Annotated in this window: 19 protein-coding genes; 13 read left to right on the top strand and 6 right to left on the bottom strand. The window is 69.3% G+C overall.

The genetic code is table 11. From position 1 onward, the window contains the following. Positions 1–35: 35 nt before the first annotated feature. Positions 36–257, top strand: a complete 222-nt coding sequence (locus J2X21_RS11880) for a hypothetical protein (RefSeq protein ID WP_310328714.1) — start codon at positions 36–38, stop codon at positions 255–257. Here J2X21_RS11880 and pssA read toward each other — a convergent pair. After that, complete coding sequence (pssA, locus tag J2X21_RS11875; RefSeq protein ID WP_310329183.1) at positions 254–847, bottom strand: CDP-diacylglycerol--serine O-phosphatidyltransferase; 594 nt, start codon at positions 845–847, stop codon at positions 254–256. The genes J2X21_RS11880 and pssA overlap by 4 nt on opposite strands. Positions 848–1,204: 357 nt before the next feature. On the opposite strand from pssA, the gene J2X21_RS11870 reads away from it, so the two are divergent. From J2X21_RS11870 to J2X21_RS11860, 3 genes are all read left to right on the top strand, one after another. Continuing rightward, positions 1,205–1,963 carry a hypothetical protein gene (locus J2X21_RS11870; RefSeq protein WP_310328713.1) on the top strand — a complete coding sequence of 253 codons (759 nt, stop codon included), beginning with the start codon at positions 1,205–1,207 and terminating at the stop codon, positions 1,961–1,963. Positions 1,964–2,271: 308 nt separating this feature from the next. Continuing rightward, on the top strand, positions 2,272–3,135 hold the full coding sequence (locus J2X21_RS11865) for an HprK-related kinase A (protein ID WP_310328711.1): 864 nt from the start codon (positions 2,272–2,274) through the stop codon (positions 3,133–3,135). After that, complete coding sequence (locus J2X21_RS11860; RefSeq protein WP_310328709.1) at positions 3,132–4,232, top strand: nucleotidyltransferase domain-containing protein; 1,101 nt, start codon at positions 3,132–3,134, stop codon at positions 4,230–4,232. The genes J2X21_RS11865 and J2X21_RS11860 overlap by 4 nt, the downstream gene beginning before the upstream one ends. Before the next feature lie 43 nt (positions 4,233–4,275). Here the strand turns inward: J2X21_RS11860 and ypfJ are convergent, their stop codons facing one another. Then, positions 4,276–5,151, bottom strand: a complete 876-nt coding sequence (gene ypfJ / locus J2X21_RS11855) for a KPN_02809 family neutral zinc metallopeptidase (protein ID WP_310328708.1) — start codon at positions 5,149–5,151, stop codon at positions 4,276–4,278. Positions 5,152–5,276: 125 nt separating this feature from the next. Between ypfJ and J2X21_RS11850 the strand changes: the two genes are divergently transcribed. Both J2X21_RS11850 and J2X21_RS11845 read left to right on the top strand, forming a co-directional pair. Continuing rightward, positions 5,277–6,074: a head GIN domain-containing protein gene (locus J2X21_RS11850; protein WP_310328706.1), complete on the top strand. Its 798-nt coding sequence runs from the start codon at positions 5,277–5,279 to the stop codon at positions 6,072–6,074. A 14-nt stretch (positions 6,075–6,088) separates the two neighbouring features. After that, entirely contained in the window at positions 6,089–6,730 is a 642-nt protein-coding gene (locus J2X21_RS11845) for a hypothetical protein (RefSeq protein ID WP_310328705.1), read from the top strand. Here the strand turns inward: J2X21_RS11845 and J2X21_RS11840 are convergent. After that, positions 6,720–8,372, bottom strand: coding sequence for an alkaline phosphatase family protein (locus J2X21_RS11840; protein WP_310328704.1), 1,653 nt, complete (start codon positions 8,370–8,372; stop codon positions 6,720–6,722). The genes J2X21_RS11845 and J2X21_RS11840 overlap by 11 nt on opposite strands. A gap of 144 nt (positions 8,373–8,516) precedes the next feature. On the opposite strand from J2X21_RS11840, the gene J2X21_RS11835 reads away from it, so the two are divergent. The 3 genes from J2X21_RS11835 (at position 8,517) to J2X21_RS11825 (ending at position 10,341) form a co-directional block, all read left to right on the top strand. Beyond that, complete coding sequence (locus J2X21_RS11835; protein ID WP_310328702.1) at positions 8,517–9,254, top strand: hypothetical protein; 738 nt, start codon at positions 8,517–8,519, stop codon at positions 9,252–9,254. Beyond that, positions 9,251–10,009: an enoyl-CoA hydratase/isomerase family protein gene (locus J2X21_RS11830; RefSeq protein ID WP_310328701.1), complete on the top strand. Its 759-nt coding sequence runs from the start codon at positions 9,251–9,253 to the stop codon at positions 10,007–10,009. The genes J2X21_RS11835 and J2X21_RS11830 overlap by 4 nt, the downstream gene beginning before the upstream one ends. A gap of 95 nt (positions 10,010–10,104) precedes the next feature. Further along, complete coding sequence (locus tag J2X21_RS11825) at positions 10,105–10,341, top strand: hypothetical protein (RefSeq protein WP_056266878.1); 237 nt, start codon at positions 10,105–10,107, stop codon at positions 10,339–10,341. A gap of 89 nt (positions 10,342–10,430) precedes the next feature. On the opposite strand, the gene J2X21_RS11820 is transcribed toward J2X21_RS11825, so the two are convergent. Further along, on the bottom strand, positions 10,431–11,000 hold the full coding sequence (locus tag J2X21_RS11820; RefSeq protein ID WP_310328699.1) for a thymidine kinase: 570 nt from the start codon (positions 10,998–11,000) through the stop codon (positions 10,431–10,433). A 167-nt stretch (positions 11,001–11,167) separates the two neighbouring features. Between J2X21_RS11820 and J2X21_RS11815 the strand changes: the two genes are divergently transcribed. From J2X21_RS11815 to J2X21_RS11800, 4 genes are all read left to right on the top strand, one after another. Then, complete coding sequence (locus J2X21_RS11815) at positions 11,168–11,371, top strand: hypothetical protein (protein ID WP_056875494.1); 204 nt, start codon at positions 11,168–11,170, stop codon at positions 11,369–11,371. 72 nt (positions 11,372–11,443) lie between these two features. Continuing rightward, a complete protein-coding gene (locus tag J2X21_RS11810; RefSeq protein ID WP_310328698.1) occupies positions 11,444–12,619 on the top strand; it encodes a glycoside hydrolase family 19 protein in 1,176 nt (391 codons plus the stop codon). A 38-nt stretch (positions 12,620–12,657) separates the two neighbouring features. After that, positions 12,658–13,137, top strand: a complete 480-nt coding sequence (locus J2X21_RS11805; RefSeq protein ID WP_310328697.1) for a MarR family winged helix-turn-helix transcriptional regulator — start codon at positions 12,658–12,660, stop codon at positions 13,135–13,137. Beyond that, on the top strand, positions 13,134–13,808 hold the full coding sequence (locus J2X21_RS11800; protein WP_310328696.1) for a GNAT family N-acetyltransferase: 675 nt from the start codon (positions 13,134–13,136) through the stop codon (positions 13,806–13,808). Before J2X21_RS11805 ends, J2X21_RS11800 begins: the two co-directional genes overlap by 4 nt. Here J2X21_RS11800 and J2X21_RS11795 read toward each other — a convergent pair. Beyond that, the gene (locus J2X21_RS11795; protein WP_310328694.1) at positions 13,789–15,174 is read right to left on the bottom strand and encodes an efflux transporter outer membrane subunit; all 1,386 of its coding nucleotides are present in this window, start codon (positions 15,172–15,174) and stop codon (positions 13,789–13,791) included. The genes J2X21_RS11800 and J2X21_RS11795 overlap by 20 nt on opposite strands. A gap of 2 nt (positions 15,175–15,176) precedes the next feature. Continuing rightward, positions 15,177–18,413 (bottom strand): efflux RND transporter permease subunit, encoded by a 3,237-nt coding sequence (locus J2X21_RS11790; protein WP_310328693.1) that lies wholly within the window; start codon positions 18,411–18,413, stop codon positions 15,177–15,179. Positions 18,414–18,428 lie beyond the last annotated feature (15 nt).

The raw sequence follows: 18,428 nt of genomic DNA, 5'->3' as shown, positions 1-18,428 counted from the left end.
CGATGCTGTTGTCGGCAATTCCAGTGAGGTCCGCCATGCGATTCGTCCCAGCGCTGCGTTTGTTCCGCCGTGACGCTGCCGTTCGCAGCGAGCCGGATCCCGCCGATCTCGGCACCGCTTTCGGCCTGGATGCCTGCCTGGATGGCGGTGGCATCAGCGAGTACCGCAGCCAGCCGCCCAGCGATGCGCTCGAATCCCAATCCGGTCGCGCGATGCAGGAATCGCCGCTGAGCTGGTTGTCGCGCCGTACCGCCTAGAGCTTGGGAATTCGGATCCGGCTCACCATCAGCGAGCCGGACAGCGCGAACATCAGCACCAGCGGGTGCAGCCGGAAACCTGCGATCCACCAGACGCCGCCCCACAGCGCATCGCCGATGGCGCCTTGCGCCGCGGCAGCCCACAGCACCGCGACCAGCACCATCGAAGTCGGGATGGGCGTGCCTTCGAAGTAGGCCACCTTATCCGATCCGGCGCTCAGCTTCTCTGCCGTCACGTTGAAGCGCGCGAGCCGGCTGACGCCGCAGGCGACGAAGAACACCAGCACGACACGGTCGTAGAGGCCTTGCATGCCGCAGCCGTAGGCGATGGCGGCCGGTGCGACGCCGAAGGAGATGATGTCGGCCAGCGAATCCAGCTCGCGGCCCAGCGCCGAACTCTTCTGGCGCCAACGGGCGATGCGCCCATCCAGCACGTCGAAGGCGAGGGCCACTGGAATAAGCGCACAGGCGTAGGTCAGGTGCACCGCGTCGCCGCTCTGCAGGAAGCTCATCACGGCGAACAGCGCGCCCATGCCGGCGCAGGCGTTGCCCAGCGTGAACCAGTCGGCGAGGTGGAACTCGCGGATCATCGAAAAGGGCTTGGGTTTGTTCACGGGCCGGTGTCTCCGCTCGAATCAGGTGTTGGGCATGTGTCGCCGGGGCATCTCTGCCCAAACATGAACGTATTGCGCTTGAACCCCCTGGGCGGGCCTGCTGCAATCTACCGTATTGAGTGCGGCTGTTCCGACCGCGGCATCCTAAGTTTGGGATCGCAGTCTGGCGGCTGACGAAATCAGCAACACCGCGGTCAGGCGCAACCGCCTCGTCACGAGCCTTCCCCAGAATCGCTTTTCACCCTGATTCGGGGGGGGCGTCCAACAAGGTGCGCGTTGATAATTTAGGCGCGAGCACTTCGCTTGCACAGCAGACGCACTCAGGGGAATTGCATGAACAAGAATCGGCTCGAGGGTCACCTGGGCGCCAAGTCCGGCGGACCACAAGTTACCGCCGACGCGTTGGCAGCACCCGTGAATGCCGGTCGTCGGCGTCTCTTCCGAGGCTTCGGGGGCGGTGCGGGGGTGCTCTTGACGGTCAGTGCCAAGTCGGCGTTGGGGGGCGGTATCTGCCAGAGTCCGTCGGCGATGATGAGCGGCAACACCAGTCCACGGCCCGGAACCGGCGTCACCTGCTCCGGTGGCCGTTCGCCTGGCTACTGGGTCCAACCTCAGCATTCGCCGAACTGGGTAGTGGCCGGCGGCGTGTTCCCTCAGTTCAGTGGCCAGGTCGTTGTCTGCACGTCCAGTCTCACCAAGGTTGCGTTCACGGACATCAGCACTCAGGGAACGACGATCCAGAGCATCTTTCCCGGTTGGTCTCCGGCGGTTGCCGGCGTCGGGAACGTGAGCATCTGGTGGGCCATCAACAAGCCGAATGACGCGATGTTCGGTGGGTCTGGCGGTGTAGGCCAACTGCTACGGCACCTGAGTTGTGCGTGGCTGAATGCCGGCTACTTCAAGAGCGACTCCGCGAAATACCCGCTGACCCGGGAGCAGGTGGTCGACATGTGGCTGAAGCTCAAGTCAACCGGCACCTATTGCCCAGGCTCACTCACCTGCACCAAGCCGTGGACGGCCTCCGAGGTGATCACGTACATCAGCAACATGTACGACATCAATTCGCCCGTCGACAACCTGTGCAAGAAGTAGTCGCTCACAAGAGCACTCCCGAATCGGCAGGCTGGGCCATCAGTTCTGGGCGTCTGCTTCAGTTCGGGCCGGAATGGTTGGAATCCGACGAGCGCCTGACCTTTGATGCCTGCTCCGGCGACTATTGGGTGCTGGATTCGCTAGGGCGCCACGTCGTGCAAAGCTTGCTGGACGAAGGCGTTCAATCAACGGTGCAATTGGAAGCTAGATGCAGTCCTGCGGACGCGGATGACATTGAATCTGCGCTAGCGCGGCTGCTTGAAGCTGGGTTGGTAGAACGGGCACTGGCATCCGCCTCCTGAGTGACGGTGTTCGACGCCACCCTGCACATTCCGCCCTTCAACGTCCGGCTCCGCTCGCCACTGGTGGCGGTGCGGCGGCACGTGGAAACCTTCTATCCGCAGGCGACGCTGGAGTCGGGGCGATCCGCCTTCGTGGACTTCAATGTAGAGATCGCGCCGGGTCGTGGCCTGCGCAGGTTCTGGCGGCCGCAAGTGCGTTTTCTGCTGGACGGGACCGAGCCGTTTTTCCCGCTGCCCGCTGCCCAGGCGGCGCCGATGTTCGAGTGGGGCATGAACTGGTGCGTCGCGCAGCGGCCCATGGGCTGGCTCGTGCTGCATGGGGCTGTGCTGGCCCGGGGCGGTGCCGCACTCATCATGCCCGGGTTTCCTGGTGCCGGTAAGAGCACGCTTTGCGCTTCGTTGGCCTTCATCGAAGGCTGGCGGCTGCTCTCGGATGAGCTCACCGTACTGGATCCGGTTGACGGCATGTTGATTCCGCACCCCCGGCCGATCAGCCTGAAGAATGCCTCCATCGACGTGGTGGCGGGTTTTGCGGGGGCTCGCCTCGGACCGATTTACCGTGACACGCGCAAGGGGACCATCACCCACGCGGCTTGCCCACCGGCATCCATGGCCAGCGCTGGCGAGCGTGCGCGGGCGGCGTGGATCGTCTTTCCCCGGTTCGAGGCGGGAGCTGAGCTGCACGTCGAACGCCTGAGCCGCGTGGAGGCGTTCACCTTGCTCTCCGAGCAGTCTTTCAACGGTGATCGCATGGGGAAGGCTGGCTTCGAGGCCTTGTGTGCCATGTTCGACCATGTCACTTGCCATGAGCTGGTCTATGGATCCACGGCCGGCGGTCTTGAAGGGGTCCGTCGGATCTGCGTCTCATGAGCTATGCAAGGAAATCGCGCATTTTGCTGCTGCGTGTGCTCCGCGAGCCGGAACATGCGCAGGCGCTCTCGATTGCGCGATGGTCGGAGCTGGTGGCCACGGCGCGCGACGCCAACCTGCTCGGCGCGTTGGCGGAGCGGCTGGCGTCCGCCGGCGTCCATGCCTGCGCTCCCGCGCAGCTACACCTGCAAGGTGTTCAACAATTGGGCGAGCGACAACACCTATCGATCCGTTGGGAAGCCCATCAGCTGCAGGCGGCGCTGAGCGCGCTGGACATCCCAGTCGTGCTGCTCAAGGGCAGCGCCTACGTGATGGCTTATCCGGAAATCGGGCGTGGACGGCTCTTCGGTGACGTCGACATCCTGGTGCCACGAGCAGCGCTGGGTGATGTGGAAAGCCGGTTGATGCTGCATGGCTGGGCCAGTGCCAAGAGCGACGCCTACGATCAGCGCTACTACCGCGAATGGATGCACGAACTGCCGCCCATGAGCCATGTGCGTCGCGGCACGGTGCTCGACGTCCATCACAACATCTTGCCGTTGACGTCACGCAACGCACCCAACCCGGCAACCATCATCGCGCGCTCCCAGCCACTGGCTGGCCTGCCTGCGCTGCGCGTCCCCTGTCCTGAGGACCTGCTGGTGCATTGCCTCACGCATCTCCTGCACGACGGCGAATTGAACAACGGACTACGCGACCTGCATGATGCCGACCTGATGTTGCGGCGCTTCGCGGCCGAGCCGGGCTTCTGGGCTCGTTTGCAGTCGGTCGCCACGGGAAACGACCTGGCGGCGCCTGTCGCCCTTGGGCTGAGACTTCTGGAGCGCCTTTTCGGAACGCCCATGCCGCAGACACTGGCGGCGGAACTCGAATCGTCGTTCGGCGCCAAGCCTTGGACCCGCTGGCTGGGCAGCTACGAAACGGCTTTGCTGGAGCCCTTCGCAGGCAGAGCCAGCCTGCGTGCAGCCATTGCTCGGCAGCTGATCTACGTGCGCTCCCATTCGCTGCGCATGCCGCTGGGTCTGCTGGCCCGCCACCTCGCACGCAAGGCCTGGATGAAAAGGCGAAGCGCGACGGCCGAAGCCGAGCAAGGCTGATCGCTGCTGATTGGTTCGTTTGAGGAATCGGGGCCGCTCTGTCTCACAGCTGCGCGGCGCCGAAGCTGTCACAGGCCTTCAGGTCGCCGCTCTCCAGCCCCCGCTTGAACCACCGCACCCGCTGCGCGCTGCTGCCGTGGGTGAAGCTTTCCGGCACGACGGCGCCGCGGGAGCGCTTTTGCAGCGTGTCGTCGCCGATCTGGGCGGCGGCGTTCAGCGCCTCCTCGATGTCACCCTGCTCCAGCCAGCCCTTGCCGCGCTGCGACAGGTGCGCCCAGACGCCCGCGAAGCAGTCGGCCTGCAGCTCCAGCTTGACGCTCAGCGCGTTGTATTCGCGTTCGGAGACGCGGCCGCGGGCGCGCTCCAGCGTCTCGGTGGTGCCCATCAGGTTCTGCAGGTGGTGGCCCACCTCGTGGGCGATCACATAGGCCTGCGCGAAATCGCCGGGCGCGCCCAGCCGTTCACGCAGCGTGTCGAAGAAGCCCAGGTCGATGTAGACCTTGCGGTCGGCCGGGCAGTAGAAAGGCCCCATGGCCGATTCGCCGCGGCCGCAGGCGGTGGGCTCGCTGCCGCGGAAGACCCTCAGCCGCGGCATCGAGTACTGCTGGCCGGAGCGCTGGAAGTAGGCCCCCCAGACGTCCTCGGTGTCCGCCAGCACCACCTTGACGAAACGGTAGCCGGGGTCCTGCGCATGCGAATCGCCGGCCGGCGCCTGCTGCTCGACGGGAGAACCGCCGCCCTGCAGCAGCCCCAGCACCGTCAGCGGGTTGACGCCCAGCACCCAGGAGGCCAGCAGCGCGATGACGATGCCGCCCAGCCCCAGGCCGCGCCCGCCTATGGGCAGGCCGCCCCGGCCGCCACCGCCGCCGCCTCGGGCGTCCTCGACGTTCTCGCTCTCGCGCTGGCCTTCCCACTTCATGGCGGTCTCCTGTTGGTCGGGCCATCCTACGGCCGATGACCGCCGGACTGCAGTCCGTCGCGTCTGGCGGGACGCGGCGTGCGGGCCTGGCCACACTGCCGCGCCATCAACGCATCGGAGCCGCCATGAAGCGCCTTGCCATCCTGACCCTGATCGCCGGATTCGCCGCCGGCACCGCGCTGGCCGCCGACGTCGACTGGCGGCTGCGCATCAAGAAGGAGGCCGATGGTTGGACGGCCAGCCTCAGCGGCCCCATGGAATACGGCAGCGGCAAGAACCGCATCAAGGGGTCGGGCGTCCGCGTCGAGAAGGCCCGCGCGTTGCCGGCGTTCAGCAAGCTGCGGCTGGAGGGCTCCTTCGACGTCAGGCTGGCCCAGGCGGGCAGTGATCAGGCCGTCGTCACTGCGGACGACAACGTGGAGCCCTTCGTCGAGACGGTGGTGGAGGGCGACAGCTTGGTCGTGCGGCTGAAGCGCGACGCCGGCTTCATCACGCGCTCGGCACCGGTGGTCCGGGTGGACGCGCGGGCGCTGCAGGCGGTGCTGGTCAACGGCTCGGGCGATCTGACGGTCGAGCAGTTCAAGGGCGACGCGCTGCAGGTCGGCGTGATCGGCTCCGGCGACGTGCACTTCGGCCTGGTCGAGCTGAAGGACTTGAACGTCAACGTCAGCGGTTCGGGCGACATGCGCCTGGCCGGCCGGGCGGATCAGCAGAGCTGGAACGTCAGCGGCTCCGGCGACGTGGATGCACGCGCGCTGTCCGGCAAGGCCGCCAAGGCGGTGCTGAGCGGGTCGGGCGATGTGTCGCTGGGCGTCACCGAGCAGCTGGACGTGCGCCTCAGCGGTTCTGGCGACCTGAGTTATTCCGGCCGGCCACAGTTGCGCCAAAGCGTCAGCGGGTCGGGCGAGATCATGCGCCGCTGAGTTCCAATGGCTGGGTGAACCCTAGCGACCTCTGGTGGCAATCGCTGGCCGACGGGCCGGTGCTGCTGGCCTTGTTCGACGCCGATGGTCGGCTGCGGCTGGCCAATGCGGCGTTCCGTGCCGCCTGGGCGCTGGCGCCGCAGGACACGCCCACGCGGGGCGAGATGGCGGAGGCTGCCCGGGCGGCCGGCGTCGGGCCGGCGGAGGCGTCCGGCGAGCGGCGCAGTGCCACGCGCGCCGGCTACGAGCAGGCCTGGCGCGACGGGCGGCGCTACTGGTGGGTGGAGCAGCCGACGGCCGATGGCGGCTGCACCTGTACCGGCGTGGATGTCAGCGCGCTGCGTGGCACGCGGGTTCCGGCCGGCCAGTTGCTGGGGCCGCAGCCCGGGCTGGAGCTGCTGCAGTCGTTGCTGAGCGATTCGCGCGCCTGGCCGCTGTGCGTCGCGACGACCGCACCCGGCGTTGACCCGCAGGCCTTGCTGGCCCGCATCCGCGGCGAGGACGGCTGCGCCCGGCTGGACGACGGCCGGCTTTTGCTGATGCTGCCGTCCACCGCACCGGCGCAGGCGGCGGCGCTGGTCGAGCGCCTCGGCGGGCTGACGCTGACCGAAGCGCAGTGGGGCGAGTCGGCGACCGAGCTCCTGCTCAGGGCTTGAGCGCCAGGTCACGGCCCTGCGCCTGGGCGGGTGCCGGCAGGCCGGCCACCGCGGCCAGCGTGGGCGCCAGGTCGGCCACTTCGGCACGCGCCTGCATCTCGCCCTGGCCGACGTAGCCGGGGCCCCAGAACAGAAGTGGCACGTGCGTGTCGTACTCGTAGGGGCTGCCGTGCGTGCTGCCGCCGGGGCGGTAGCTGAAGATCCAGTGCGGCTTCAGCACGATCTGCAGCTGTGCGGCGCGCGTCGGGTCGAAGGACTTGCGCATGGCCTCCAGGTACAGCGTGCTCTTGTCGCTGCCCAGCAGCTGTTCGCGCGTGAACACGGCGGACACGCCCGGGAGCTTCAGCAGCTCGTCGCGGGCCGCCGCCTGCACGGCGGCGAAGTCCAGGCCGCGCTCGGCGGCCAGCTTGTCGTTCAGCAGCAGGCCGGCGGCCGAGAAGCCGCGTGCGAGCTTGTCCACGCCGAAGCGTGCTGACAGCGCGCCGTTGACGGCAGCCAGCGCCGGCGCGCTGCTGAAGCGGCCGGCGTCGCGGCCCTGCGACGCGGCCCATTCGGGCGTGTCCGTGAAGCCGTGGTCGGCCGTCAGTGCCAGCACGTAGTTGCCGGCGCCGACGGTCTTGTCCAGGAACTGGAAGAAGGCTTGCAGGTGGCGGTCCAGGTGCAACGTGTGGTCGTGCGACAGCCGCGACTCGGGGCCGAAGGCGTGGTTGATGTAGTCGTGGCTGGACAGGCTGACCGACAGCAGGTCCTGCACACCGCGCTGGCCCAGCTTCTCGTTCGTGACGGCCGCGCGCGCGAAGGCCAGCGTCAGCTCGTCGCCGAACGGCGAGGCCAGCAGGTTGCCGTAGAAGCGCGCGCCAGGCGCGTCCATCTTGTCGCCCATGACGGCGGGCAGGCGGTTGCCGTTGCCGCTGGCGACCTGCCAGGCCTGGCCGTCCGGCACGGAGCGGGCGTAGGCGGCCTCAGGGAGGAGGGGCGCCCAAGTCTTCTGGAAGAACGCGTCGGCAGGCTTGGCGGCGTTGAAGGCGGTCACCCATTGCGGCAGCGCCGGCATGTAGTAGGTGCTGGACGTGAACTTGCCCGTCTCGGTCATGTACATATAGGCCGTGCCCTTGTGCCCGGCCGGCAGGATGGCGCCGCGGTCCTTGCCCGAGATGCCGATGACCTTGGACTGCGGCGAGCGCGCGCGCAGCACGTCGCCCAGCGTCTCCACCTTCAGGTTGCGCGGGCTGGTGCCGGACAGCGGCGCGGTCGGGTTGTCCAGGTACTGGTAGGCGGCGTCGCCGGTGTTGTAGACGGGGTCGCCGGTGGCCGGGTCGCGCCATTCGTTGCTGATGATGCCGGTGCGCTGCGGATAGGCGCCGCTCAGCATGACCGCATGGCCGGCCGCCGTGACCGTGTGGCCGTGGCCGTAGTGGGCGTTGGCAAACCAGCGGCCGCGGTCCAGGAAGCGGGCGAAGCCGTCGGGCGCCAGCTGGTCGCGGTAGCCGGTGACCTGGCGCATGGGCAGGCCGTCGATGACCACCATGACCAGCAGTTTGGGGCGCTGCGCGGCGGCCGGCGGCGGTGGCGTCGTGCTGCAGGCGGACAACGCGGCGGCGGCGATGGCCAGGCCCAGCAGACGGCGGCGGATAGAAATCATGACTCGTTGATGACGGCGGCGGGTGCGCGAGCTTAGCCCGTCAGGCCGGACCGGGCGGCGGGGCCGGGTTTGTCGGCATCTCTGCTAGGGGGCCGCGGTGACCTGGCCCGATACGCGGGGCCTGGACAATGCGAGTCCGCAGCCATGGCCTCGCCCGACGACTTCGACCCCACCCACGTCCTGGACGGCTGGAGCGCCCCCGCGCCCGCGCCGCTGGAGGACCTGGAGCTGAGCGCGCTGCTGAAGGCCGGCAGCGGCAGCCTGGACGCCGCCAAGAAGGCCCGCATGAAGGCGCGCGGCTTCGACGTCGACGATGTGCAGGACGTCGAACCCCGCCAGGCCCGGGCGGCGCGTCCGACCCGCACCGAGGCGCCGTTGCTGGACCTGCGCTTCATGCGCACGCCCACGGATCGCCGCGTGCTGCCCAAGTGGCAGCCTCTGGCCTGGATCGCGCTGGCGCGGCGCGTGCGCGGCGCCAGCGCCGAACTCGTGCAGCCCCCGGGCCGGCCCGTAGTCGTCGAGAACCATGCGCCGCAGTGGTTGTGCGCGCTGTGGCCGCCGCAGCGCGTGGACACGCCGCTGCTGAGCCGCTGGCCCGACCTGGCCATGCTGGTGGGGGCCGAAACCTTGTTTGGCGCGCTGCACCAGGTGCTGGCGGAGCTACCGCCCGATGCGGTCCTGTGGCCCGCGCAGCTGGACGCCGACTGGGCGCTGCTGGCCGAACTGGTGCTGCACCACGACGCCAGCCTGCGGGCCGCCCAGGTGCAGGCGCTGCGTGAGCTGGCCGAGGCGGAGCGCCGCGCCGCCTTCGCCCGCATCAACGACGGCTATGCCCGCCATGGTCGCCTCGCGCTGCGGCGGGCGCGGGGGGCGGCGCGGTGAGCGGCCAGACACCGCTGCTGGAAGTGGCCGACGGCGTGGCGCGCATCACGCTGCGCCGGCCGCGCCAGGCCAACCGGCTGGCCGTCGAGGACCTGGACACGCTGCGCCGCTTCATCGCCGACGTGAACGCCGACACCGCCGTGCGCGTGCTGGTGCTGGCGGGCGAGGGGCGGCATTTCTGCAGCGGATTCGACCTGGGCGCGCTGGGGGCCGTCGATGCCGGCACCCGCTTCGGCGAACTGGCCGATGCGCTGGAGGCAGCGCGGCCCATCACCATCGCGCGCTTGCATGGCGGCGTCTATGGCGGCGCGGCCGACCTGGCGCTGGCCTGCGACTTCCGGCTGGGCGCGCCGGCCGTCGAGATGTTCGTGCCGGCGGCGCGCATCGGCCTGCATTTCTACGCCGGCGGCCTGCAGCGCTTCGTCAACCGCCTGGGGCTGGCCACCGCCAAGCAGGTGCTGCTGGCCGGCCGCACGCTGGACGCGGCCGCGCTGCTGGACTGCGGCTACCTGGACCAATTGCTGGTGGACACGGCCACGCTGGACGCGGCACTGTCCGCGCTGACGGAGCAACTGCTGGCCATGGCGCCGCTGGCGTTGCTGCCGATGAAGCAGCATCTGAACGCCATCGCCGCTGGCCGGCTCGACGAACAGCGCCTGGCGCAAGACATTGTCAGAGCACGTGATTCGGCCGATCTGGCCGAGGGGCAGGCCGCCTGGGCGGGCAAAAGGCCGGCCCAATTCAAGGGGTGTTGAAAGCCCTAGGCCGGGGTTTTGCGACATGGTGGAAAATACAGGGCCCGCGCGCCTGCCCGGCGCCACCCTATTTACAACTCTTCGACAGGACCAGCGTGGCCAAAGAAACCACCAAGACCACCATCGAAGCGGATGGTCTGCGCTACCGCTCCAAAGCTCCCGGCTCGCCCTTCGCAGCCACTTCCTCCTTCGGGGCCGCGACGATGTCGTGCTTCCTCTGCGGCAAGCATCGCCCACGCGCGATGCTCAAGTCGAAGAAGCTGCTGGGCAAGTCCCAGCCGGTGTGCTCGCCCTCCTGCAAAGAGCTGGACGCACAGATCGCCGCCAAGTAAGGCCACCGCCCTGCCGACTGACCGTCGGGACAGGGCCTGAATCACTCACCGCCCCGTCCCCCGGGGCGGTGTCGTTTGCGCCCGGCGCGTCAGCCCTGGCGGAAACAGCGGCCGCAGACGGAGCGATAGCGCGCGTTGCCACCGATCTCGACCTGGGCGCCCTCGGTGACCTTGCGGTTGTTCGCGTCCACGCGCATGTTCATCGTCGCCTTGCGGCCGCAGTCGCAGATGGTCTTCATCTCGTCCATCTCGTCGGCCAGCGCCAGCAGCGTGGCCGAGCCGGGGAACAGTTCGCCCTGGAAGTCCGTGCGCAGCCCGTAGCAGATGGCGGGCAGGTTGCGCAGGTGGGCCAGTTCGTGCAGCTGCTGCACCTGGCGCTTGGACAGGAACTGCGCCTCGTCCACCAGGATGCAGGCAATGCCCGGGCCGTTGTCGCCCTGGCCCATCAGCGCGATGAAGTCGGTGTCGGCGTCGAACTGCTCCACCTCGCGCTGCGGACCCAGCCGCGAAGTGACGAAGCCGCGGCCGTAGCGGTCGTCCAGCCGCGCGGTGAAGATGCGCACGCGATGGCCGCGCTCCTCGTAGTTGTGCGCCACCTGCAGCAGGGCGGTGGATTTGCCCGCGTTCATCGCGGCATAACGGAAAAAGAGCTTGGCCATGGGCTTGTCGGGTCGGAGCCCGCATTGTCCCTGCCGCCCGACCCCGCGGATGGGGGTAGGGGAAGCCCGCGGTTTGGCGCCGTTCGGGCCCGACCCTGGGGTCAGCGAGATGGCGCTGTCATGTTTCGTGTGCGTCAATCCCTCTTTCGTCCTGACCTGTACGAAGCATGAGCAAAGACACCGTGACCGCGGTTCGCCAAGATGGCCTGCGCTACCAGTCGAAAGTGGGCGGTTCGCCCTTCCTCGGCAGTGGACACACCCGCTCCTGCTTCAAATGCGGCAAGCACCGCGCGCCGGCCAGCCTGCAGTCCATCCGGTTGCTCGGTCGCAACGAGGTGGTCTGCAAGCCCAACTGCAAGACGCTGCCGTAGTCATTTCGACGGTTGCGGCCACTGCCGCAGCGCCCGTAAGCTGGCCCGATTCCCAACCGCCGGGAGCGGGCCATGCTGACTTCTTCGAACGCCGTCACGCCGCGCGAGCGGTCCGAGTTCCTGCAGCAGGTCGGTGACCTGGTGCGCCAGGCCGAGGAGTTGGGCCTGTCGGCGGCGCTGTCCGATGCGCCGCGCCGGCGCAAGCCGGGCCTGGCGATAGACCTGCAGTTCTTCCGCAGCGCAGCGGATGGGCGGTTGCGTCCCGTCAGTGGCCTGAAGGCCTTGCGGCCGCTGGGCGACAGCTGGGAGGCGTCGGACCCGCGCCACCGCTGGGGCAGCGTCGATGGCGCGGTCACCTTCGAGATGCTGAGGGCCGCCCCCCGGCCGGCGAGCGCGAGACCCGTGACCGCGGCAATGGCACGTCCCGTGGGTGCGGCGCCGCGCGGGGCCGGCCTGGTGGCTGCCGCCGTCGGCGTGCGTTGCGCCAATGCACGCGATGACGTGCAGACCGTGCAGTTGCTGCTGAACCTGTGTGGCGAGGCGCGCCGCGTGGTGCTGCCCGAAGGGCCGCTGAAGCCCGACGGCGCCTTCGGCCGCAAGACGGCGGACGCCGTGATGGCCTTCCAGCACGCCGCGCTGGGCCCGGCCGCGGTGGATGGCCGCGTTGACCCGGGTGGCACGACGCTGCGCAGCCTGTGCGAGTCGCTGCCGGAGCTGCTGGCGCCGCGCTGTCTGGCCTTGCTGTGCCTGCGCGCCGCCGATGCCGACATCACCGAGTTCGCGCCGCGGCTGCGCGAGGTGCTGGCGGCGCGCGCCATCCACACGCCGCTGCGCCAGGCGCATTTCCTCGCGCAGATCGGCCACGAGTCCGGCGAGTTCCGCTTCCGGGCCGAGATCGCCAGCGGCCAGGCCTACGAGGGCCGGCAGGGCCTGGGCAACACGCAGCCCGGCGACGGCCAGCGCTTCAAGGGGCGCGGGCTGATCCAGCTGACCGGCCGCGCCAACTACGCCGAGTACGGCCGCGACATCGGCCGCGAGGCCGCGCTGCTGAAGCAGCCGCAGCTGGTGGAGACCGACCCGGCGCTGTGCGTGGACGTGGCGGGCTGGTTCTGGGGCAAGCGCAAGCTCAACGCGCTGGCCGATGCCGACGACCTGAACACGCTGACCAAGCGCATCAACGGCGGCTTCAACGGCCTGGACGATAGGCGCCGGCTGCTGCTGCGCGCGAAGTCGCTGCTGGGCATCTAGCGTTGACGCCGGATCCATTTGCATAGCATGATATGCAAATGGACATCGAAGACGTCGTCAAGGAGTTGGGCCACCTGAGCCTGGGCACGCGACTGAAGCGGATCGGCGAGACGCTGCAGGCGCAGACGCAAGCCGTGCTGGCGGCCCATGGCTTCGAGCTGCCGGCCGCCTACTTCCCGTTGCTGGCGGCGCTGGACCGGCTGGGGCCGCTGAGCGTGGGCGAGCTGAGTCAGGCCATCGGCGTCAGCCAGCCGGTGGTCACGCGCTCGCTGCGCGGGTTGGAGGACGACGGTTTCGTCGAGTCCGAGACTTCCGAGCAGGACCGCCGCGTGCGCCGCGTGGCCTTGAGCCGCAAGGGCCGTGGCCTGGTACAGCGCTCGCAGCGCGAGGCCTGGCCCGCCATTGAGGCGGCCGTGGCCCAGGCCTGCAAGGGGCTGCGCGGCGATCTGCTGTCGCAGCTCGCGGCATTGGAGGATGAGTTGGTGCGGACGCCGTTGGTCGAGCGGGTGCCGTCATGAGCGACCTGGACCGGCCCGTGTGGGCCAGCCTGCGCGAGCAGCGCCATTGGGGCCTCGGCGACGAGCGGGCGCGCCGCTTCAAGCCCGACATCAACCGCTTCGCCTCGGCCTGCGACGACAGCGACGCCAGCCTCGCGGCGCTGACCGAGTTGGTCGGGCCGGGCGACGACGCGGTCTATCTGGCCCAGGTGCCGGCCATCGTCGTGCCGCCGGGGCTGGAGATCGCGAAGGCGGCGCAAGGCGTGCAGATGGTGGCCACGCGCTCGCTGGAGATCGACGACGGCGTGCAGGTGCTGGACGACGCCGACGCGGCCGAGATGCTGGCGCTGGCGACGCTGACCGAGCCGGGGCCCTTCCTGCCGCGCACGCACACGATGGGGCGGTTCATCGGCGTGCGCATCGATGGCCGGCTGGCTGCCATGGCCGGCGAGCGCATGCGCTTCGCGGGCCATGTGGAGGTCAGCGGCGTCTGCACGCACCCCGATTTCCGCGGCCGCGGGTTGGCGCGCCGGCTGTCGGCCGCCGTGACGGCGGACCTGCAGCGGCGCGGCCTGCAGCCCTTCCTGCACGCGTGGGCGACGAACACCGCCGCGATCGCGCTCTACGAAAGCCTGGGCTTCGAGCTGCGCGCGATGGTGAACATCGCTGTTCTCAAGCGCCAGCCAGCTTGACTGGCGCAGGCGCCCAACCACCACCCAGCGCGCGGATCAGGCCCACGGTGGCCTGGTACTGCGCCGAGCGCACCTGCAGTGCGGCCCGCTTGTTGGCCAGTTCGCTGCGGCGTGCGTCCAGCAGCTCCAGCTGGCTGACGAAGCCGTTGCGGTAGCGCGAGTCGGACAACTTCAGCGCTTGGCCGGCGGCCGACACGGCGCGGGCGCTGGCCTGCTCCTGGGCCTGCAGCAGCGTGATGGCGCCGAGCTGGTCTTCCACGTCCTTCAGCGCCAGCAGGAACTGCTCGCGGAAGGCGATGGCCGAGCCGTCGAGCTGCGCTTTCGCCGCGTTGACACCGGCCTCGCGACGGCCGCCGTCGAAGATCGGAAGTGCACCCAGCAGGCCGATGCCCCAGGTGCTGGCGCCGCTTTTCAGCAGGTCGGACACCTCGCTGGAGATGCCGCCGCCCTGCGCGGTCAGCGACAGGCTGGGCCACCACGCCGCGCGGGCCACGCCCACGCGGGCCTGGGCGGCTTCGAGCTGGCTGCGCGCGGCGGCCAGGTCGGGGCGGCGCTGCAGCAACTCGGAGGGCAGACCGGCGGGAACGGCGGGCAGCGCGGTGGTCCAGGGCGAGGGCTTCAGGCTGAAGCTGGAGGCGGGCTCGCCCAGCAACACGGCCAGTGCCGTTTCCAGCTCGACGCGGCGGCGGTCCAGCGCCAGCGCCTCGGCCTCGTTGGCGGCCAGTTCGGCGCGCACGCGGGCCAGGTCCAGGTCGGCCACGTCGCCGGCGCGGGCGCGCTTCTCGGTCAGCGACAGCGTCTCGCCGTAGGCGGCCACGGTGTCGCGCACGATGTCGCGCTCGGTGTCCAGCGCGCGCAGCGCGAGGTAGCCGCGCGCCACGTTGGCCTGCACCAGCAGGCGGGCGTCGGCCAGCAGCTGTTCGCGGGCCTGCACGTCGAGCGCGGCAGCATTGCGCTCGTGCAGCAGGCGGCCGCCCAGGTCCAGCTCGTAGGCCAGGTTCAGGCCGGCGCTGTACTGGGTGGTGGCTGAAGCGCCGGGGAGGGCGCCGCGACTGGCGCCGGCCGACGCGCCCAGTTGTGGCAGTCGCGACGACTGCGCCGAGCCCAGCGCGGCGCGGGCCTGGGCCAGCCGGTTGGCGGCGGACTGCACCGTGGTGTTGGTCGTCATTGCGCGGGCGACGAGGTCGTCCAGCACCGAGTCGGCAAAGGGCTGCCACCACGCAGCGGTCAGTGCGGTGGCGTCGTTTGCCGATGCAGCCTTGTAGGCCGTGGGCGCCTGCGGCAGCTGCGACGGGTCGACGCTGCCGACCGAGGCGCAGCCGGCCAGCAGCAGCGCGGCAAAAAGCGAAGTCAATTGGGTTTTCATGATTACTTTCCTCGTTGCGGCAGCGCGTCGATCACGGGCGACGAAGCGGGCTGCGCGGGAACTTCGGGCGCGGCGGGCGCAGCCACCTGGCCACCGTGGTGGCGCAGCGGTGCGTTGCCGGTCAGGCGGCGCACGATGACGTAGAACAGCGGCGTCAGGAACAGGCCGAAGAGGGTCACGCCGATCATTCCGGCGAACACCGCCACGCCCATGGCCTGGCGCATCTCGGCGCCGGCGCCGGTGCTCAGCACCAGCGGCAGCACGCCCATCACGAAGGCCATCGACGTCATCAGGATGGGGCGCAGCCGCAGCCGTGCCGCCTCCAGCGCCGCCTGCATCGGCGTGCGGCCGGCGAACTCCAGCTCGCGGGCGAACTCGACGATCAGGATGGCGTTCTTCGCACTCAGGCCGACGAGCACGATGAGCCCGATCTGCGTGAACACGTTGTTGTCGCCGCCGTCCAGCCAGACGCCGGCCATCGCGGCCAGCAGGCCCATGGGCACGATCAGCAGGATGGCGATGGGCAGCGTCAGGCTTTCGTACTGCGCGGCCAGCACCAGGAAGACCAGCAGGATGGCCAGCGGGAACACCCACATCGCGGAGTTGCCGGCGATCTTTTCCTGGTAGGTCAGGTCGGTCCACTCGTAGCCGATGCCCGGCGGCAGCGTCTCGGCGGCGATGCGCTCCACGGCGGCCTGGGCCTGGCCCGACGAGAAGCCGGGCGCGGCGCCGCCGTTGATGTCGGCGGACAGGAAGCCGTTGTAGCGCAGCGCGCGCTCGGGGCCGAAGCTGGGCTGCACCTTCATCAGCGCGGACAGCGGCACCATCTCGCCCGAGGCCGAGCGCACCTTCAGCGCGCCGATGTCCTCGGCACGGGCGCGGAAGGGGGCGTCCGCCTGCACACGCACGGAGTAGGTGCGGCCGAACTTGTTGAAGTCGTTGACGTACAGGCTGCCCAGGTAGATCTGCATCGTGTCGAACACGTCCGTCACGGCCACGCCCAGCTGGCGGGCGCGGGTGCGGTCCAGGTCGGCGAACAGCTGCGGCACGTTGACCTGGAAGCTGGAGAACAGGCCGGCCAGCTCGGGCGTCTGCATGGCCTTGGCCATGAAGGCCTTGGTGGCCGCGTCCAGCGCCTCGTAGCCCAGGCCGCCGCGGTCCTGCAACTGCAGCTTGAAGCCGCCCGTCGTGCCCAGGCCCTGCACGGGCGGCGGCGGGAACATGACGATGAAGGCGTCCTCGATGGCGCCGTACTGCGCGTTCAGCTTGCCCGCGATGGCGCCGGCGGACAGATCCTTGCTCTTGCGCTCGTCGAAGGGCTTCAGCGTCGCGAACACGATGCCGGAGCTGGAGCTGTTCGTGAAGCCGTTGATGGACAGGCCGGGGAAAGCCACCGCGTGCTCGACACCGGGCGTCTTCAGCGTGATGTCGGTCATGCGGCGGATGACGTCTTCGGTGCGGTCCAGCGTGGCGCCGTCGGGCAGCTGGGCGAAGCCGATCAGGTACTGCTTGTCCTGCCCCGGCACGAAGCCGCCGGGCACGGCCTTGAACAGGCCGGCCGTGGCCGCCACCAGGCCCAGGTAGACCACCATCATGACGGCCTTGCGCGACATCAGCCGCTTCACGCCACTGCCGTAGCGTTCGGAGCCGCTGGCGAACAGCTTGTTGAAGCCACTGAAGAAGCGGCCCAGCACGCGGTCCATGCCGCGCGTCAGCGCATCCTTGGGCGCGTCGTGACCCTTCAGCAGCATCGCGGCCAGCGCGGGCGACAGCGTCAGCGAGTTGATGGCCGAGATCACCGTCGAGATGGCGATGGTCAGCGCGAACTGCTTGTAGAACTGGCCGGTCAGGCCCGTGATGAAGGCCAGCGGCACGAACACAGCCACCAGCACCAGTGCGATCGCAATGATGGGGCCGGAGACTTCGCGCATGGCCTGGTAGGTCGCGTCGCGCGGACTCAGCCCGTTGGCGATGTTGCGCTCCACGTTTTCCACCACGACGATGGCGTCGTCCACGACGATGCCGATGGCCAGCACCAGGCCGAACAGGCTCAGCGCGTTGATGGAGAAACCGAAGCCGTGCATGACGGCGAAGGTGCCGATGATGGACACCGGCACGGCCAGCAGCGGGATGATGGACGCGCGCCAGGTCTGCAGGAACAGGATGACGACCAGCACCACGAGCGCGACGGCTTCCAGCAGCGTGTGGATGACCGACTCGATGGACGCGCGGACGAACTGCGTGGGGTCGTAGACGATGGTGTATTCCACGCCCTCGGGCATCGCCGTCTTCAGCTCTTCCATCGTGGCGCGCACGTTGGCCGAGATGTCCAGCGCATTGCCGCCCGGTGCCTGGAACACCGGCACCGCGACCGCGGGCTTGTTGTCCAGCAGCGAACGCAGCGCGTACTCGCTGGCGCCCAGCTCCAGCCGGCCCAGGTCGCGCAGACGAGTGACGGCGCCACCGGCGCCGGTCTTCACGATGATGTCGCCGAACTCTTCGACCGACTGCAGCCGGCCTTGGGCGTTGACGGACAGCTGCAGGTCAATGCCCTGCAGACCCGGCGACGCGCCGACCACGCCGGCCGCGGCCTGCACGTTCTGGCCGCGGATGGCGGCCACCACGTCGCTGGCGGACAGGCCGTGCTCGGCCACCTTCTGCGGGTCCAGCCAGATGCGCATGGAGTAGTCGCCCGAGCCGAACAGCTGCACCTGGCCCACGCCCGGGATGCGCGCGAGGCGGTCCTTCACGTTCAGCACCGCATAGTTGCGCAGGTAGGTCATGTCGTAGCGCTCGTTGGGCGACGTCAGGTGCACGACCATGGTCAGGTCGGGGCTGCTCTTGACGGTCGTCACGCCCAGGCGCTTGACCTCCTCAGGCAGCCGCGCCTCGGCCTGCGAGACGCGGTTCTGCACCATCTGCTGGGCCTTGTCGGGGTCGGTGCCCAGCTTGAAGCTGACGGTCAGCGTCATCAGGCCGTCGGTGGTCGCCTGGCTGCTCATATAGAGCATGTCCTCGACGCCGTTGATGGCTTCTTCCAGCGGCGTGGCCACCGTTTCGGCAATGACCTTGGGGTTGGCGCCCGGGTACTGGGCGCGCACGACGACCGAGGGCGGCACGACGTCGGGGTATTCCGAGATCGGCAGCGCACGTATCGACAGCAGGCCGCCGATGAAGATCAGCAGCGACAGCACGCCCGCGAAGATGGGACGGTCGATGAAGAATTTTGAGAAGTTCATGGGTGCTCCAGGCAG

This window comes from Roseateles asaccharophilus (genome assembly GCF_031458115.1).
Classification (GTDB): Bacteria; Pseudomonadota; Gammaproteobacteria; order Burkholderiales; family Burkholderiaceae_C; genus Pelomonas; species Pelomonas asaccharophilus_A.
This window is presented reverse-complemented; position numbering and strand designations above follow the sequence as displayed.

What these genes read in the sequence shown, in the direction of transcription:
- J2X21_RS11790 (WP_310328693.1), bottom strand. Translation starts at nt 18,413, where the DNA reads ATGAACTTCTCAAAATTCTTCATCGACCGTCCCATCTTCGCGGGCGTG.
- J2X21_RS11835 (WP_310328702.1), top strand. Translation starts at nt 8,517, where the DNA reads ATGGCCTCGCCCGACGACTTCGACCCCACCCACGTCCTGGACGGCTGG.
- J2X21_RS11850 (WP_310328706.1), top strand. Translation starts at nt 5,277, where the DNA reads ATGAAGCGCCTTGCCATCCTGACCCTGATCGCCGGATTCGCCGCCGGC.
- J2X21_RS11840 (WP_310328704.1), bottom strand. Translation starts at nt 8,372, where the DNA reads ATGATTTCTATCCGCCGCCGTCTGCTGGGCCTGGCCATCGCCGCCGCC.
- J2X21_RS11870 (WP_310328713.1), top strand. Translation starts at nt 1,205, where the DNA reads ATGAACAAGAATCGGCTCGAGGGTCACCTGGGCGCCAAGTCCGGCGGA.
- J2X21_RS11795 (WP_310328694.1), bottom strand. Translation starts at nt 15,174, where the DNA reads ATGAAAACCCAATTGACTTCGCTTTTTGCCGCGCTGCTGCTGGCCGGC.
- J2X21_RS11800 (WP_310328696.1), top strand. Translation starts at nt 13,134, where the DNA reads ATGAGCGACCTGGACCGGCCCGTGTGGGCCAGCCTGCGCGAGCAGCGC.
- J2X21_RS11810 (WP_310328698.1), top strand. Translation starts at nt 11,444, where the DNA reads ATGCTGACTTCTTCGAACGCCGTCACGCCGCGCGAGCGGTCCGAGTTC.
- J2X21_RS11820 (WP_310328699.1), bottom strand. Translation starts at nt 11,000, where the DNA reads ATGGCCAAGCTCTTTTTCCGTTATGCCGCGATGAACGCGGGCAAATCC.
- J2X21_RS11805 (WP_310328697.1), top strand. Translation starts at nt 12,658, where the DNA reads ATGGACATCGAAGACGTCGTCAAGGAGTTGGGCCACCTGAGCCTGGGC.
- pssA (WP_310329183.1), bottom strand. Translation starts at nt 847, where the DNA reads ATGATCCGCGAGTTCCACCTCGCCGACTGGTTCACGCTGGGCAACGCC.
- J2X21_RS11860 (WP_310328709.1), top strand. Translation starts at nt 3,132, where the DNA reads ATGAGCTATGCAAGGAAATCGCGCATTTTGCTGCTGCGTGTGCTCCGC.
- ypfJ (WP_310328708.1), bottom strand. Translation starts at nt 5,151, where the DNA reads ATGAAGTGGGAAGGCCAGCGCGAGAGCGAGAACGTCGAGGACGCCCGA.
- J2X21_RS11880 (WP_310328714.1), top strand. Translation starts at nt 36, where the DNA reads ATGCGATTCGTCCCAGCGCTGCGTTTGTTCCGCCGTGACGCTGCCGTT.
- J2X21_RS11815 (WP_056875494.1), top strand. Translation starts at nt 11,168, where the DNA reads ATGAGCAAAGACACCGTGACCGCGGTTCGCCAAGATGGCCTGCGCTAC.